A 15740-nucleotide genomic window follows, 5' to 3' on the forward strand; every position below is an offset into this window, starting at 1 on the left:
CTGAATTTTATATCAAGCTGATCCTTACGCATCAGCAAGCTGTATTATTTGGCCGAAGGTGCAAACCCATTGCAAAATAACTAGCCCTCTACGATGATCTCCAAGTCCGCGAACGCATTCGGCACCTGCACCCTAAGCTCCTGGTGTTGCGTTCCTGATTCAATTCATTCTTCGGAATGAGCGAGACGATGCTCCAGCCTTGGTTGCTGGTCGCCTTCGTCCAATAATAGGCCTCATAAGTGCCTGATGCTGCCTGTGAGCCTTGCCCCGGGAACATACTGTTCACCGGGAAAACGCCTTCATTTTCACTAAAAGCAATCCGGCCGTCATTGTCCAAAATGAGCAGCCTCCGGGAATCACTCTTCCGGTTCTCGGGGGCAAACAAAGTCTCTAGCGCGTTGCGCCCGGTCTCTATGTACAAATATACGTCCTGATCCGGCAAATTGACCTTACGCATCGTGCTGAATACGTATTGGTTGATGGATCCGTTATAGCTTTTATGAGGCCCGAAATAGGTGATTTCGGAATACTGAGCCATCAGAGGCAGCTCATCCGGCTTGAATTCGCTGCGCAGCCGGAAATTCTCGAAATCATAGGTTTCCGTCTCTGGATAGTAGTACATCATCAAGCCGACATTCGGGTTGGAGAAAGTTATGACGTTCAATTCCGCTTTGATACTGTTGCGGAGCTGTATCTGCTGGTAGGAATCCGTCTCATGAAACAGCTCCTCAAGGAGCTTGTTCGTCCCTCCTCCAAAAGCAAGCTGCTGCGAGACATGGTTCATATTGTTCAGCGTATTCTCCAGCACAATAAGCTCCTGGTTAAGATTGTTCTGAAGCGCTGCCTCCACCTTATTTCCGAGAATTGAATTGATCGTATAGAAGGATATGAAGCCGAGACATATGAACGGAATCAAGCTGCTGATCAGAAAAATGGCGATGATCCGGTTTTTGAACGTTACCTGCTTGAGCCGCTCCATCATAAAGTTCCTGCGCATGCGCCCTCCCCCTGCTGACTTTATTGATGTGAATCAAACAAATTCATTTTCTTGAAGTCAATGATTTTATCCGAACCGGCAAGATAACAAGAGTTCCTATCAACGACAAAAAACGCTGACTCAGGCGGTCAGCGCTCTTTATTAAGCTATGCTCATATTTTCTATACGGTAGATGCCGCTTGATTCAGCATATATTTCTCGACGACTTTAGCTACACCGTCCTCCATATTCGTATCGGTCACATAGTCAGCCGCTGCTTTAATCTCGTCGGGAGCATTGCCCATCGCCACGCCAAGCCCGGCAAATTCAATCATGGCCAGATCATTATAGCTGTCCCCGATCGCAATGACTTCTTCCCGCTGAATGCCCAGCTTCTGGATGAGATGGTGCAGGCTTGTCCCCTTATCTACGCCGGCTTCCGTAAACTCCAGGAAGAACGGCTTGGACCGTACGACGTTAAGCTCCCCTTCCAGCTTAGGCTGCAGCTTGCGTTCCAGAGCGATCAGCTTCTCCGGGTCGTCGACCATCAGTACCTTCACGACCGGCTCCTGAACCGCTGCCGCAAAATCCGCTACCTCCACAATCGGCATCCCCGTAATTTCGCCTTCAATATCCGTATATTTATTATGGGCCGGCGTTACGATATCATCGCCAACGTAAGTGTGAATCCACCCCCCCTCCTGCTTGCTGATGGCGTAGAGCTCATGCGCCGTTTCTGGCGACAAGGTGCTGCTGAACAAGACCTCCTGGGTTGCACAATTGGTGATTTTGGCTCCGTTAAAGGATAGGATAAAGCTTCCGTACTTCTCCAGCTCTAACTCCTTCGCGATATGCGTCATGGCAAAGGTCGGGCGGCCAGAGGCCAGCACCACTTTGATTCCCGCTTCCTGCGCATTCATCAGCGCCTGCTTCGTGCGCGGCGAAATCGTGTGATCATCCCGCAGCAGCGTATCATCCAAATCCAGCACGATCATTCTATAATTCATCTCTCTAGTCCCCTTCACTCATTCTGTCAGTAGCTATGAAGCTAGCGATTCATTATCGCAATATACATAGCATACCATCTCCTGGTGAGCTTGAGGGCATTATTTCACTAAAAACAAAAATGGCCCCGGACCGCATTCCAACGATCTCCGGGGCATATTCGAGCTCAACGAACGATCCCAATTATATTAATCTATCCGCTAAATATAGACTCAACTACAATATAGACCGAACTACAATATAGACCCGTTCACCACAATATACACATCGAAGCATGGCTCTGCAACGATCGGTGGCTGAATGGACATCGTGTATCCGGTGGAGACTTGAATCATCTTGTTCCGCTGGATGTAGTCCACCAGCTCCGCGAATACCCGATCCAGACCATCGGGATTTCCGGTGTACCTGGTATATACCGCGTCCACGAGCTGAAATACCGGCTTGAAGCCGTAAGGCTGCGGCAAATCTAATGGCCGGTCAACTGGGAACATAAACTCCATGTCCAGAACCTGCTCCTCCTGATCGTTATCCATTGCGAAGGTAGCGGAGATCATGGGCCCATTGCGTTTAGCCCCGCTGTCCTTCAACACGGCAACGAATTGGCCCAGCTCTTGATCTATCTCGGATTGCTTCATTCTTGCGCGATAGGAAGCCACATTCTCGAATTTGATGCTTTTCCCGGTCTCAATTTGAATCGTCTGCTCCATCTTGCATACCTCCCGATTTTTATAAAATCATAATTATTTGTTTTCAGCGGAGCCGAACAATTCCAAAATGCTATTCTTATTTGGAAATCGACCGCTCTTCCGTTCCAAAGCGGTGCTGTGCAGCCCTTTGAATCCACTGAATCCGGTGCTCAAACGAAGGATGCGTCTGCAGCTTCTCCAGCCATCTGTGGATGGATAATACCGAATGGTTCAATTCGGCAAGTTTGGTCAGAGCCGAAATCAATACATTTGCCGGTACTCCCATTCTAAGCGCGTATTCGTCTGCGTCCCTCTCCAGCCTTCTGGATATATGGGAGCCTATGAACCATAGGTAGCCCAGCATCAGAGCCAAAATAAAAATAACCCCGATCGGTATCGGTATATGAAATCCACTGGCCTCTGCCCGGTCCATCAGCGACGTCATTCCTAAAAACAAAGGAATCGCCGCAACGAATAACAAGGCTTTGATCCATAAATGGAGCCTTACGATATGCCCGATCTCATGGGCAAGGATGGCATTTACTTCATCTTCCGAAAGGTTCTCTAGCAGGTAGCTGGCTACGAACACCCGCTTATGAATTAAGCCGCAGACGAGGGCGTTAGCTACTTTGCTGTCGGTCGTCGGCCATTCGAACACCTGCACCCGCTTCATATCGTGCTTGTTCAAAAAGCCCTCGATAGACTTTTTCTTTCCTTCATCCTTCAACGGCTTGGCCGATAAGGTGAAGCGAAGCAGATAGGGGTGCGCAAGGTTGTACACCGCAATTCCGATTAATATGAAAAGGCAGGACCATAAATTGCTTAACTCGATCGTTATCCAATTAAATCTAAGCGGCAGCACAACGAGTGCCGGCAAATATAGAAGCATGCTGGATTTGACGGCCACCGCCACTTCTTCCCGCATGGAGGTTCCAACATCTCGAACGATTCTGCTCACCCGGTGATACATGGCCTGGCTCAGAATCGTACTCAGCATTAAATAAGCAAACGGCAGCGTCGTGATGAGAACATAATTTAGCTTCGTCTTCGGCAATAAGCTGGTCAGCAGCATAATGATCGCAACCATCGAAATCACGTAATATATGTAATGAACGGATTTGATTGTCCCGAAAAAATACAAGGCCCGTTCCTTGGAACCCGTTGCCCTGTAACGCTGAATCGCAAGATTGCCAAGCATCATGGCAATCACTGCATTAAACAAATAAATAATAATAGATAGAATGATCTTCAGTGCAATCATGTTCTCACTCCGTAGTAACAGCCTGTGGATTCAAATGAAATTTATCCTATGAACGACGATTCAGCCGGGCTGAATGGCCCGACTGAAATCATCCTTTAAGCATGATCCTTCTGCATCAGCTTGTCCAAAAAGGCTGCTGCCGGATTGGACAGCCAAATGGCGATTACCACCAGAACGTAAGGAGATAAGCTGCAGCTCCGCCAACCGCTCCAGCAGCTCCGCCTACGAGCGCTCCTGGCCCAGCGCCGACTCCGCCCGCCAAAGCTCCGCTAGCCGCTCCGCCGATAGCACCGCTGGCCGCTCCGCCGACTACCGATTTCCCCAGATCACTCCAGCTGAAATCACCGCCGCCGTCAATCGCCATCATTTCATTGAAGGACAGTTCGTTGAAGCCGTTCAGTTGCATCACAGAATCCATAATTTCTCCTCCTTAAATTAATATTTACTTTAGTTATAGAGCTGTGCCATATATGTAAAGATAACTAAAGTACGCCGCTGATTACTTCCCTCTGTTATTTTTTCTTTTCACATACAAGCTATAAATAAATACAACGACAAACCCTATAATAAACGAGAAGATAATAATACCTAGCATGGTATTTACCCTCTTTCTGTTTAGTCTTCTACTAGTCATTATCACTAACTATATTATTGATAATATTACAAATAAAGTAAATATCCCCTGAGGGATATTTTACAGTAACATCCTATAAATTAAATTATTTTACTATAGACGATTACCATACTCGCAGCACCTTGACCTTGCCGTCCTGAATTTCCAGCTCCATCTGTGCTTTAGGAGAGCCTGTCTGCTCTAGCATCTGAACCTTCTGCTCTTCATTTAGATCCACGATAATGCGATCCTTATGCTTGCGCGCCTGTCTGCTCCAATTGCTCATGACGTCGTGATAATCAAATAAAAAGGATGGGTTCCCTGTGCCTGTCTTTTTGGAATAGCTGCCAGCTCCTGAATAAGAAGGAGATCGTTCGATGAGCGGAGCCTGCTGCAGATCCTGGATTAAATGAGCTGTAATCGGCGCGCCTGTCTTCAGCTCAATATCAAGGAAAGCCGGCATGCTGTTGCACTCGATAAGCACGAATTCACCATCAGGAGTCCTTCTCAGATCTATGCCGCTGAACCGGAGTCCCAGCTGCTGCATCGCCTTGTCGCAGAAGCGGATGATCGCCTCAGGCAGGTCGACGCTCTCATACTGCACTTCCCCGGAATGATATTCCGGATCGGTTCGATAATCGAGAATATCGGGATTCGATTTGATAATCTTATGTGCTGATATGACTTGTCCGGCCAGCATATTGACGCGAATGTCATCCCCGGGGACTTCCTCTTGGAATATCGTAGGCTCATTGCTGATGGCGTCCAGCTGCTCCAGCAGCTCCGGGGTCACCTTCCTGCAATAGCTGCCGCCAGGAAGAGGCTTGCATACCGCCTTCTTCACCTCGGAAATGAAATTGCGGGCAATGTCCGGATTCGAGGTAATGCAGGTTCTGGGCAGCGGAACGCCGATCCGGTGAAGAGTATTCAACTGATTGTATTTAGATGAGCTGGTAGGCGCGTTAATGACTCTGGCCCCTTCCTCGTGAAGCACGCGCAGCCACGTCCGTACCGATTCGACTTGGGCGGAGAACTGGACCTGATTATTGTATCTCTCGGCCGCACTCCCCCCGGTAAGCTGATTCGGATTATGCGTCATAATACTGCGGAAATAGGCGGAGCGAATTCTTCTCAACGGCTCGCCATTATAGATAAGCTCGCCGTTAACAGCCCCGTAATCGTTCAGATGAGGCGAGCCGAATTCCTTATATTCGATCCCCATTTCTTTTAATTTCATCACCATATGACGGCAGTGAAAATCGTTCATCGGATTGATCACGAAGATCGTCATGCTTCTCCTCCTTATCTATTGGGAAGTTAAATCATTTTTATTGGCACTAATAGGACAAAGGGGATAATGTCTTAATGACAATTACCCCCTTTGTAACTAAATTAGAAGCATTCTTCGCCAATGGCCAGCGTAGTTGCGTCGACTTCTTCGCCGATCGCCAGCGTCGTGAAGATAGGACCGCCTCCGCCTTCTTCGCCAACAGCCATCGTCGTCAGGATCGGGTCATTGGTACCCTCCTCGCCGAGAGCCAGCGTCGTAACGATGTTACGATCCAAGCCTCCGCCATCGATATTTTGCATTTCCTCTGGGGAAATTTCGACGGCGTTGATTTCGACATTAAAATGAGAGCTGATTGAATCTTTTTGCATTGGGTCGAGTGTAATTTTCATTATTTTCACCTCCTTTCCAGCTGCCAGAGATCTATCACTGCTTCAAGTCTAGCTTTTTCAAAATATATTCAAGAACCGTCTCGCTTCTCGTAATGATTTGCGCTTCGGCCATCATCCCTGTCTTGATGTAGGCTTCCTCTCCTTTTCTGCTCCGCAGCGGCTTGCTCTGGACATCGGCTTCGACAGTGTAATAGCTGTTGCCGTCCTGCTGATTCATCACAGCATCCCCGCTGATGGAGCGAACCGTCCCCTGCAGCATACCGTAGTCTCTGGAAGGAAGGGCAATGAAGCTATATTTGATCGTATCGCCCACGTTGATGTTCGCCACGTCCTGATTGGAGATAGCCAGCTTCATCATGAATTCAGAGTCGTTCTCCGGCAGGATCGTCAGCAGTTCCGTCCCCGTCTGCAGCAAATCTCCCGCATTAAGATCGGTAATCACATTTACGGTGCCGTCGATCGGAGCTCGGATGACGTAATCTCTGAGGGTAAAATCCAGGTTCTGCAGCCGTTCCTCCAGGCTCTTTACGCGCTCCTGCTCAGATTCGATGGATTGGGCCAGCTGCAAATATAGAGCATCCCGCTCGCCCTGCAACTTCTCCAATAACTGATCATTCTCATTCATGGCCGTAATGAGCGCCAATTCAAAGCCGTTGATATAATCGCTGGCCTGCAGCCGAACCTCCTCCAGCTTCTGCTTGGCCTCGCTGCCGTCGCCATCATGCCGGATCGCCATTTTGTACAGCTCGGATGCGGCCTGCTCCTGCAGCGCATACTGTTCCTTCTTGATCTGGTAGTCTTGGAATTTGTAGAAGTACTCCGTATCTGGAGGCAGCAGGTTCGTTCCTGAGGCAATGGATTGCTTGAGCTGCTGCAGCTGGTTTCGTTTCTCCTCAGCTTGTTCAAGCTGTCCCTTCAGCCGGATCAGGTCGACGCGTATTTTCTGCTTTGCGGAATGGCCATCCAGCAAATTCATCAGATGTGCCGACGGATCGGCGTCATCCGAATAATCCGGCGTGCTGCCCGCAAGGATCTGGCTCCTGAACTGCACAAGCTCCTCCAGCTGCGCCTTCGCGTCCCTTAAATCTTGCTCTGCAGCGAGCTTGTCCGCTTCAATCTGATCCTTATGCAGAGTGTACAAAATATCTCCGGCCTTCACCTTCTGCCCCGCCGCGTACTGAACACTCTCCACGGTACCCGCAGCCTTATTCTGGATCCGGCTTACCTTCTCGTTCGGACGCACTACGCCGCTTGCTTTGACGACGATGTCGATTTTGCTGATGGAGGCCCAAATCAGGCCGATAGCTAGAATAAAGACCAGGAAACCGATAAATATCGAAATAAACGGGCTCGTCTTCGCCTCCATGATCTCACGGCTATCAGTAATTTCCCCTATATCCCTAATGACTGCTCTCATATCGTCCTACCTACTTCCATGCGTTGTTGCTCACGATAGGATCCCTGTCCATCCACCGATTCCTGCTATTTGCTGATCGGCTCCAGCATGCCTTGTCCCTCCATTCCTTGCTCCTGCATCCCTTCCGGAATCTGATCCTTCCACAGCTCGTAGTACTTGCCCCGCTGACTCATGAGTTCGGCATGCGTTCCCGCTTCGATGATTTCACCCTGATCCATGACGAAAATGCGGTTGCAGCGCATAATTGTGCTCAATCGGTGAGCGATAATGATCGTGGTAACATCGTTCAAATTATGTATCGTCTCCGAAATTGCCTTCTCCGTCGTCGAATCCAGATTACTCGTCGCTTCATCCATAATCAGGATGTCAGGCTGCTTCAGGAGTGCTCTCGCAATAGCAAGGCGCTGCCTCTGCCCGCCGGACAAGTTGGATGCATCCTCCTCCAGTACGGTGTTGTATCTTAACGGCAGCTCGTTAATGAAGTCATGGGCCTTGGCTATCTTCGCTGCTTCTACGATCCGCTCCAGCTCCGCCTCCTCCTCAATCCCGAGGCAGAGATTCTCGCGGATCGTGCCGCTGAAGAAAAACGTATCCTGCGTAATATAAGCAATCTTCTCGCGGAGCGTATCGATGTTAATATCCTTAATATTGTTGCCGTTGATGAGGATATCGCCCTTCTCCGGAGTATAAAACCGCATTAGCAGCTGAATCAGCGTCGTCTTGCCGGAGCCGCTCTCGCCAACGAAAGCTACCTTCTCCCCGGGAGAAATAGTCAGGCTCACGTTCTTCAGGACAAGCTGCCTTGTACCATACCGGAAATCCAGCCCCTGCAGCTTCAATTCCCCTTTCAACGAGGCCGGGCTGATCTTTCGTTCCTCGTCCTCTTTCTTCTCTGGCTCAAGATCCAATATCTCTCCGAGCCGGTCCGCCGCAACTACTGCGGTCTGCACCATCGGCTGCAGGTTGATCAAATTCTGGATCGGCTCCAGGAAATAAGCGAGCAGCGCATTAAAAGTAATTAACTGGCCCATCGATAAATTCCCGTGGATGACCTGGTACGCTCCTGCCCATAAAATGACAATTCCTCCGATTGCCTGAACCATCCCCTTGAGCGATGACTGCATATTATTGAAGAATCCGAAGCGAAAGACGCTCCGCAGCAGCACAACAAATTTCTTCTCCGTCTCGAAATTCGCCTTCTGTTCGGCGCTGTAGGCCTTGACCGTCTCGATGCCGTTAATCGATTCCACCAGATAAGAGTTCAACTGGGCATTATCCTCCATTTGCTTGCGGTTCATCCGCTCAAAAGGTTTGTGGAATGCCCATACCAGCACGATATACAGCGGGATCATGGCCGAGGTCACCCCAAACAGAAACGGGCTCTGGGAGTATAGGATGAACCCGCCGATCAGCACCATGATGACGTCGATCATGATCGTAAGCGTTGCTCCCGATATGGCGTCCCTTACTTTGGAGGCATCCATCAGCCTGGAAATAATCTCGCCGGTCTTGCGGGTGCCGAAGAAGTTCATCGGCAGCTTAAGCACATGCTGGTAGTATCCAAGAATCAAAGAAATGTCCAATTTCTGGCTTAAATATAACAGCAAATGATTGCGGAAAGCGCTTAACAATATTTTGAAAAGAGTTATAGTGATTACGCCGATGGAGACCATGTGCAGCGTCTTGTCCAAACCATGGGGCAAAATTTCATCCAGCAAAAATTTAAAGTAAAAAGCACCGAGAATTCCTAGTACGGTATAAAGAATTGAAGCCATAAAAAGGCTGAAGATAAGCTTTCGTTGAGGAATTAACAAACTAAAGAACCGGGGGAATAAGCCTTTCGTTTCATCCCCCTTCTGAAAGGTAGGCGCGGGAACCATCAGGATCAGCACGCCTGTCCAGAGCTTGAAAAATTCCTCGGGCGTATACTTTAGGATTCCTTTTGCCGGATCGGCAATGATGAGTTCCTTTTTCGTGACTTTATGTATGACGACGTAATGGAGCAGTGTCTGATCCACAATGACATGGGCGATTGCCGGCAAAGGAAACGGTTCGAAAATGGATTCCTGCTCGGCCCTGACCGCTTTGGCTGTAAACCCGAGGCTCTCGGCCGCTTTGATCACACCGTAGACGTTCGTGCCTCTCTTATCCGTTCCGGCTACCTCCCGGATCCGAGAGAGCGGAATCTTCAGTCCGTATTGCTTGGAAATGGTTGCGAGGCAGGCGGCACCGCAGTCCTTGATATCGAATTGCTTGATGCAGTGGTATTTGTTGAAAAATATCATTTCAAATCGTCCCATCCGCAATTTAGTTGTGGACATATGTTTAATTAATCACCTAAATTATACCATTTATGGGTTATACCATGTAAATGTCCCTTTAGGGACATTTCGAGCCTTATTCCCCGCTGTTCAAGGGGTAAAACTTGAGAATGAACTCTCCCTTGTCTCCCACATTGGTTTTTTTATAGACATTTTTCAGCGTATTTTTCACGGTTCCAGGAGCAATGTACAGCATTTGGGCAATTTGCTCCACCGAATGGTTATGCATCCATAGGTAGCCGATTTCCTTCTCCCGCTTGGTGAGCCCGCATTTATGGAAAGCATGGTAGACCGCTTCCTTCCTAAGCTCGGGATCAGGCCATCTTCCCTTGATGCGATCTATCAATTGCTGCAGCAGCGGAATAACATATGTAAGATCCTCATTGACGGAAAGGGACATATCCAGGTATCCTTTAATCTCTCCATTAATAGAAATCGGGGCACAGATGCAGGACCAGTCAGCAAATATCTTTAAATGATGCTCCTCCCCGCGAATAATGGCGATGCGGCCGCTTTCCATCGCGACGGACACTGCGTTGATGCCTGCATGCTGCATATCAAATCTGCTGCCTACAGTAACGTTATGCTCCTTCAGTGAATCGATCACGAGCCCGGATCCGTTGAGGCTCAGCGTCACGCCCTCTGTATCCGTCAATATAAAAATAAACGGCCTGATCAGGAACGGATAAAGCGCTTCCAACTCTTCTTCAACGACGGTTATCATTTCCTTGTGGGCATCCGCTCTTCGCTTGATTTCCTCTTCCGGAATAGAGCTCAATTGGTCCATATAAATATGATGCCCGCTAAGCGCAAAGGAGCAATTCCACTGCTGAATCGTTCTATTGCTCATGTCCTGCAAATAGACCCAATGGCCGTCCGGTAACGCTGCCTGACAGTTAAAGACGCTTTTCAAAATATCTCTCCTTTCCTATTTCATACAAATATTTTACCATAATATATTCAAAAAATAACCTTTTAACTATAATGGTAAATTAAGTGTAATAGATATTTAGTCCCACACTTCAAGTGATATTTATATCCACAACGAAAATTGAATAGAAAAAAACGCCGGGCTTGGCGTTTTATTTGAAATAGGCTGATTTTTATGGATCGTCCTGCAAAAAGCAAAGAAGAACCCGATGGGCTGCGGGTTCTCTCTGCCTATGAAATAAATTGGCGGGACCGGCTAATCCTTCACCGGATGCGCCATGACGCTCATCAGCGCCAGCTCCGGCTGCGTCGAGTCGAGCCGGCTGTATTGAATAATGACGGGAACGTCGCTCTCCACAGTGAGCGCATAAGGTACTCCTGCAGGGATCTTCTCTCCCCCGCTCTCCAGGGAGGAGGTACGGATATGCTTCGAGCGCCGCCCTTCCACGATGGCTTCAATGCCCTCCAGCGGCTCGCGGTCTTCATAATAAACAGTAATGCCGAGCTTCGCCGCCGCCTCGCCGCAATTCAGCACGCAAATGCTTTCGTGACTCACCAGCTCTCCGCGGCTGTCCGGCGGGATATACCCGTCAGGAATGACCCAAAAGCGATGTCCCTTCGCTTGAACTCCCATATCAGCATCTCCCTTCCTAGTACTGTAATTACGTGAATGCGTTCCGTACGGCCGCTTCAGCTGTACGGGTCTTCTTTGGAGCGCAGCAGCTGTGCCAGGAACGCCAGAGCGAGCCCCTGTCCCCAGCCTTGGATGCGCTTATACGGCACGCCTTTGTAGCCTTCCGCATCATTCATCACCGCCGTGCCGGCAGATACATCCGTCACCGTGCCGTCCTCCTTGATCCGGGACAGGATGCCGTCGATTGATTTCTGCGTGTATTTATTGTACAGTCTGCCCCGCATCAGCAAGGCTGTCGCGATTCCCGCCGAGCCGGACGTCTCCAGGTACGAAGTCTCATCATCCAGTATCGTATGCCACAGCCCCTCCGGCGATTGAAGGCGGACAAGCGCGCTGAGCTGATCCCGCAAGGAGCCGTCGATGATCATGTAGGACGGGTGCTGAACCTCGACGTACTGCAGCGCCTTCGACATCGTGAGCGCCGCCCAGCTGTTGCCGCGGGCCCAGTAGATGCCGGACATATGGTTCTGATTCAAATGATCCCAGCCATGATAATAGAGATTCGTGTCGGGATCCTGCAGGAACTCCTCATGGCCGTGGTACTGCTTCAATCCATCCTCGAAATACTCCTTATTTCCGAGCAGATGCCCGATGCGCAGCAGGAAATACCCGGCCATAAACATCGTATCCACCCAAGCCTGCTGGGGAAATACGTCATTCACCGAATTCACTGTATGCTGGAAAATACCATCCGCGAACCTTTCCGCTTTATTTTTCAAAAATTCCGCCATTTCGACAGCCGTGTTCAAATATTTCTCATCTTGATAGACCTGATACAGCGTCAGCAGACAGTGGCCGATCGATACTCCGTTCACAGACAGCTTCGGCAGGCCATCCTCCATATTCTCATCGACCCAGGCCTTCAGCTTGGTCAAGTACTGTTCATTCCCCGTCGCCTCATATGCCTCGCAAACGCCGTAATAAGCCACGCCGCCTGGCCAGTCCCAGTTGAAATCCATATTAAACGTGCGTTCGACGACCCGGTCGATCGTCTGCTTCACCTTCTCCTCGTCATAAACCAATGCTGGCATATCTAGCTCTCCTCCCCATAATGGCTCTGTGGTCATCTGTTCCTCCCAAACGCTACCTTAGATACATTAACAAAGGCTGTAATTGCAAATCGCGAATTCCGTCGGCAATTAAGCGGGCAACCGCTTCTCCGCCCTGCTCCTGAAAGTGCGTGTTGTCCTTCACCCCCGCAGGGAAATTCAAGTACTCGCCAGGATACACCCACATGAACAAATCCTTGCTGCCCTCGGGGCCGGCTGCCTCAAACAGCTGCTTGCTCCTGGCGGCAAGATCGATGAGCGGCGTATTCGTCTCCGCCGCCAGCTCCTGAACCGCCTGGATATAATCTCCGTGCGTATCGGAGAGCGTTCCGTCCGGGCTGAAATACCGGCGATGCACCGGCGTGACCAGTACCGGATGGGCTCGCTTCTGCCGGGCGCCTTCAATATAGCGGAGCAGATGCTGCTTGTACGTCGTAAATGGATCCGTTCCCCGGGGATCGGGCTTCTCGTCGTTATGGCCGAACTGGATCATCAGGAAGTCTCCCGGCTTGATCTGCTGCAATATCGCCTCCAGGCGCCCCTCCTCGATAAAGCTCCGCGAGCTGCGTCCGGACCGGGCATGATTGTCCACGCAGACATCGTGCTTGAACAGGGCGGGAAGCAGCTGGCCCCAGCCGGCATAGGGATAGCCGTCCTCCGGCTGATCCGTCACCGTGGAATCGCCCGCAAGGAACAAGGTCAGCGTGCTTGGCGCAGGCTGAAGCTCCAGCATGTTAAGGCGAGGGGCCTGGCCCGATACCTGCAGACGGAAGCGGCCGCCCCGGACAGGAACGGCGAACTTCTCTTCCATGAACTGCCCGGGCGCCGAGCGGATCGGCGGCAGCACGCGCTTGCTTCCGCCGGCCTTCAGCAGGGTATGCGTTTCCGCAAGAGTGTCTCCGAGCAGAATATTCACCATATATATGCCGTCAGGCACGTTTGCTGCAAACGTAGCCCCCATCGGAATGCAGAACCGGTGATACAGCGCGGCCTTTACATCTCCGGAGCCTGCCCGGCCTGACTTGTTCCTGTCCCGGGCATACACCCGGCTCACGTCCTCGAACCCGTACCCCAACGCAGGATTATAACCGCATTCCGCTGTCACGCCGGTATAACCCTCCGCCGGCTCTCCCGGACCGAAGTCGAATTTCCACGATGTCCTCTCCATGCCAGGCTCCTCATTCGCTATTCCGGCCATCTTCGCCTGCTCATTCTCCATAAGCTTCTCCCCTCACGATCCTCTAGCTGCACAGAAAGGCTTGTTGCAATCTCTTATCCTTTCAACCCGCTGCTGCTGATTCCTTCAACAATTTGCTTCTGGAACATAAAAAATACAACGACGACCGGAATCAGGCTGACGATGGACATCGCGAACATCGCTCCCCAGTTGGAGCCGGACTCACTGTCCAGGAACATCTTCAGCCCCATCGATACGGTATATTTCTGCGGCGAATTCAAATACAGGACCGGTCCGATCAAGTCCTCCCACCGCCAATAGAAGGAGAAGATCGCCGCCGTGGCGAGCGCCGGTTTAATGAGCGGCAGAATGATGCGATAGAATAGCCGAAACTTGTCGCAGCCGTCGATCGTTGCCGCCTCGTCGAGCTCGATGGGAATCGAGCGGATAAATTGGATCATCAGAAAAATAAAGAACGGAGCGCCGAAATAATTCGGAAGTACGATCGGTTTGATGCTGTTCAGCCAGTCGAGCTTGGAAAAAATAATGTATTGCGGCACGAGCACCACATCATGGGGCAGCATCAGCGTCACCATCATCAGCGCGAACCAGAGGTTGCGGCCTTTGAAATCCAGCCGGCCAAACCCGAAGGCGACCAGCGCCGAGGAGATTACGACGCCAATCGTAGCGAGCACGACGATGATCAGGGAATTGACGATGAATTGGGCAAAGGGCTGCCCCCCAACGCCGGCCCAGCCTGCAGCATAGTTCCCAAAGTCCCAAGCTTCCGGGATTAGCTGCGAGGCGGTAGCAAATATCGTCCGGCTCTCCTTAAAGGAGCTCATGAACAGCCAGATGATCGGGTAAAGCATAAGAATGGCAAGAGCGCCGACGAACACATGGTATACCGGCCATTTCCACTTGCTTGCAACCATAATCAGCGGCCTCCTTTCGACTCATAGAACACCCAGAATTTCGATGTCTTGAATAGAATCGCCGTCATGATGCCGATCATGATGAGCATGATCCAAGCCATCGCGGCCGCATATCCCATGTTGTTGAACATGAAGGCCTGCCGGAACAAATACAGGGAATACAGCAGGGTTCCGTCCATCGGGGTTCCTTCCCCCTTGGAGATGATATAAGCCGGCACGAAGGTCATAAATGCGCTGATCGTCTGCATGATCAGGTTGAATAAAATAATCGGGCTCAGCAGCGGCAGCGTAATTTTGATGAATTTGCGGGGCGCCGTCGCTCCGTCGATGCTGGCCGCCTCGTACATCTCCGGGGAAATATTCTTCAGCCCGGCGAGGAAAATCAGCATGGAGGACCCGAACTGCCACACCGACAGCGCGATCAATGTTCCAAGCGCTGCATTGGGGTCGCCGTACCAGGCCACGGGAGGAATCCCGAGGAAGATAAGCAGGCTGTTCACGATGCCCTGCTCATTGAAAATATTGCGCCACATGATCGATACGGCGACGCTTCCGCCGATGATCGAGGGCAAATAATAAACTGTACGATATACGCCGACCATTCGCGATTTCGTGTTCAGCAGCATCGCGACGAATAAAGCAAACATCAGCCGCAGCGGCACACCGGCAAATACATATATAAAAGTAACTCTGACCGAGTTCCAATATTTCTGATCCTGAGTGAACATTTTTTGAAAATTAAAGGTCCCGATCCACTGCGGATCGTTGAATAAGTTGTAATTCGTAAACGACAAATACAAAGAGATCAAAATTGGAATGAGCGTAAAGGCCAAAAATCCGATCACAAATGGACTGATAAAGGCATATCCCGTCAGATTGGCTCCGAGTGACTGTTTCCGCAAGGCACCTGCACCTCCTGGCAGTTTAGAACATGAAATCCACCTGAGCCATAGCGGTAAATATGCATTCGATCGGAACGTATTTACCGCTGCTCTC

The 15740-nt window shown here is 50.4% G+C and carries 15 protein-coding genes; all 15 read right to left on the reverse strand.

Annotation, left to right across the window (positions count from 1 at the left end; translation table 11 throughout):
- Positions 1-88 precede the first annotated feature (88 nt).
- The 15 genes from BN2762_RS01465 to BN2762_RS01535 all read right to left on the reverse strand — a co-directional run bounded on the left by BN2762_RS01465 (position 89) and on the right by BN2762_RS01535 (position 15646).
- Positions 89-997, reverse strand: coding sequence for a cache domain-containing protein (locus BN2762_RS01465; protein ID WP_187386457.1), 909 nt, complete (start codon positions 995-997; stop codon positions 89-91).
- 161 nt (positions 998-1158) lie between these two features.
- Positions 1159-1983 carry a Cof-type HAD-IIB family hydrolase gene (locus BN2762_RS01470; RefSeq protein WP_055105283.1) on the reverse strand — a complete coding sequence of 275 codons (825 nt, stop codon included), beginning with the start codon at positions 1981-1983 and terminating at the stop codon, positions 1159-1161.
- 231 nt (positions 1984-2214) lie between these two features.
- A complete protein-coding gene (locus BN2762_RS01475; RefSeq protein ID WP_055105284.1) occupies positions 2215-2688 on the reverse strand; it encodes a GyrI-like domain-containing protein in 474 nt (157 codons plus the stop codon).
- Between the two features lie 76 nt (positions 2689-2764).
- Positions 2765-3928 carry a M48 family metalloprotease gene (locus BN2762_RS01480; protein ID WP_055105285.1) on the reverse strand — a complete coding sequence of 388 codons (1164 nt, stop codon included), beginning with the start codon at positions 3926-3928 and terminating at the stop codon, positions 2765-2767.
- 163 nt (positions 3929-4091) lie between these two features.
- Positions 4092-4346: a Blp family class II bacteriocin gene (locus BN2762_RS01485; protein WP_148499849.1), complete on the reverse strand. Its 255-nt coding sequence runs from the start codon at positions 4344-4346 to the stop codon at positions 4092-4094.
- A gap of 319 nt (positions 4347-4665) precedes the next feature.
- Positions 4666-5832: an ATP-grasp domain-containing protein gene (locus BN2762_RS01490; protein ID WP_055105286.1), complete on the reverse strand. Its 1167-nt coding sequence runs from the start codon at positions 5830-5832 to the stop codon at positions 4666-4668.
- 101 nt (positions 5833-5933) lie between these two features.
- Positions 5934-6221, reverse strand: a complete 288-nt coding sequence (locus BN2762_RS01495; protein ID WP_055105287.1) for a hypothetical protein — start codon at positions 6219-6221, stop codon at positions 5934-5936.
- Positions 6222-6255: 34 nt separating this feature from the next.
- The gene (locus tag BN2762_RS01500; protein WP_055105288.1) at positions 6256-7638 is read right to left on the reverse strand and encodes a beta-barrel domain-containing protein; all 1383 of its coding nucleotides are present in this window, start codon (positions 7636-7638) and stop codon (positions 6256-6258) included.
- A 65-nt stretch (positions 7639-7703) separates the two neighbouring features.
- On the reverse strand, positions 7704-9959 hold the full coding sequence (locus tag BN2762_RS01505) for a peptidase domain-containing ABC transporter (RefSeq protein WP_230202398.1): 2256 nt from the start codon (positions 9957-9959) through the stop codon (positions 7704-7706).
- 76 nt (positions 9960-10035) lie between these two features.
- Positions 10036-10872 (reverse strand): helix-turn-helix domain-containing protein, encoded by an 837-nt coding sequence (locus BN2762_RS01510; protein WP_055105290.1) that lies wholly within the window; start codon positions 10870-10872, stop codon positions 10036-10038.
- A gap of 273 nt (positions 10873-11145) precedes the next feature.
- Entirely contained in the window at positions 11146-11523 is a 378-nt protein-coding gene (locus BN2762_RS01515; protein WP_055105291.1) for a sensory rhodopsin transducer, read from the reverse strand.
- Positions 11524-11579: 56 nt separating this feature from the next.
- The gene (locus BN2762_RS01520) at positions 11580-12614 is read right to left on the reverse strand and encodes a glycoside hydrolase family 88/105 protein (RefSeq protein WP_055105292.1); all 1035 of its coding nucleotides are present in this window, start codon (positions 12612-12614) and stop codon (positions 11580-11582) included.
- 52 nt (positions 12615-12666) lie between these two features.
- A complete protein-coding gene (locus BN2762_RS01525; RefSeq protein WP_055105360.1) occupies positions 12667-13800 on the reverse strand; it encodes a rhamnogalacturonan acetylesterase in 1134 nt (377 codons plus the stop codon).
- A gap of 104 nt (positions 13801-13904) precedes the next feature.
- The gene (locus BN2762_RS01530; protein WP_055105293.1) at positions 13905-14744 is read right to left on the reverse strand and encodes a carbohydrate ABC transporter permease; all 840 of its coding nucleotides are present in this window, start codon (positions 14742-14744) and stop codon (positions 13905-13907) included.
- A gap of 2 nt (positions 14745-14746) precedes the next feature.
- A complete protein-coding gene (locus tag BN2762_RS01535; protein WP_055105294.1) occupies positions 14747-15646 on the reverse strand; it encodes a carbohydrate ABC transporter permease in 900 nt (299 codons plus the stop codon).
- Positions 15647-15740 lie beyond the last annotated feature (94 nt).

Origin of the sequence: Paenibacillus ihumii, assembly GCF_001403875.1 — a bacterium.
Lineage (GTDB): Bacteria > Bacillota > Bacilli > Paenibacillales > Paenibacillaceae > Fontibacillus > Fontibacillus ihumii.

Coding starts and splice junctions, on each gene's coding strand:
- BN2762_RS01465 (WP_187386457.1), bottom strand. CDS start 997: ATGCGCAGGAACTTTATGATGGAGCGGCTCAAGCAGGTAACGTTCAAA.
- BN2762_RS01470 (WP_055105283.1), bottom strand. CDS start 1,983: ATGAATTATAGAATGATCGTGCTGGATTTGGATGATACGCTGCTGCGG.
- BN2762_RS01475 (WP_055105284.1), bottom strand. CDS start 2,688: ATGGAGCAGACGATTCAAATTGAGACCGGGAAAAGCATCAAATTCGAG.
- BN2762_RS01480 (WP_055105285.1), bottom strand. CDS start 3,928: ATGATTGCACTGAAGATCATTCTATCTATTATTATTTATTTGTTTAAT.
- BN2762_RS01485 (WP_148499849.1), bottom strand. CDS start 4,346: ATGGATTCTGTGATGCAACTGAACGGCTTCAACGAACTGTCCTTCAAT.
- BN2762_RS01490 (WP_055105286.1), bottom strand. CDS start 5,832: ATGACGATCTTCGTGATCAATCCGATGAACGATTTTCACTGCCGTCAT.
- BN2762_RS01495 (WP_055105287.1), bottom strand. CDS start 6,221: ATGAAAATTACACTCGACCCAATGCAAAAAGATTCAATCAGCTCTCAT.
- BN2762_RS01500 (WP_055105288.1), bottom strand. CDS start 7,638: ATGAGAGCAGTCATTAGGGATATAGGGGAAATTACTGATAGCCGTGAG.
- BN2762_RS01505 (WP_230202398.1), bottom strand. CDS start 9,959: ATGTCCACAACTAAATTGCGGATGGGACGATTTGAAATGATATTTTTC.
- BN2762_RS01515 (WP_055105291.1), bottom strand. CDS start 11,523: ATGGGAGTTCAAGCGAAGGGACATCGCTTTTGGGTCATTCCTGACGGG.
- BN2762_RS01520 (WP_055105292.1), bottom strand. CDS start 12,614: ATGCCAGCATTGGTTTATGACGAGGAGAAGGTGAAGCAGACGATCGAC.
- BN2762_RS01525 (WP_055105360.1), bottom strand. CDS start 13,800: ATGGAGAGGACATCGTGGAAATTCGACTTCGGTCCGGGAGAGCCGGCG.
- BN2762_RS01530 (WP_055105293.1), bottom strand. CDS start 14,744: ATGGTTGCAAGCAAGTGGAAATGGCCGGTATACCATGTGTTCGTCGGC.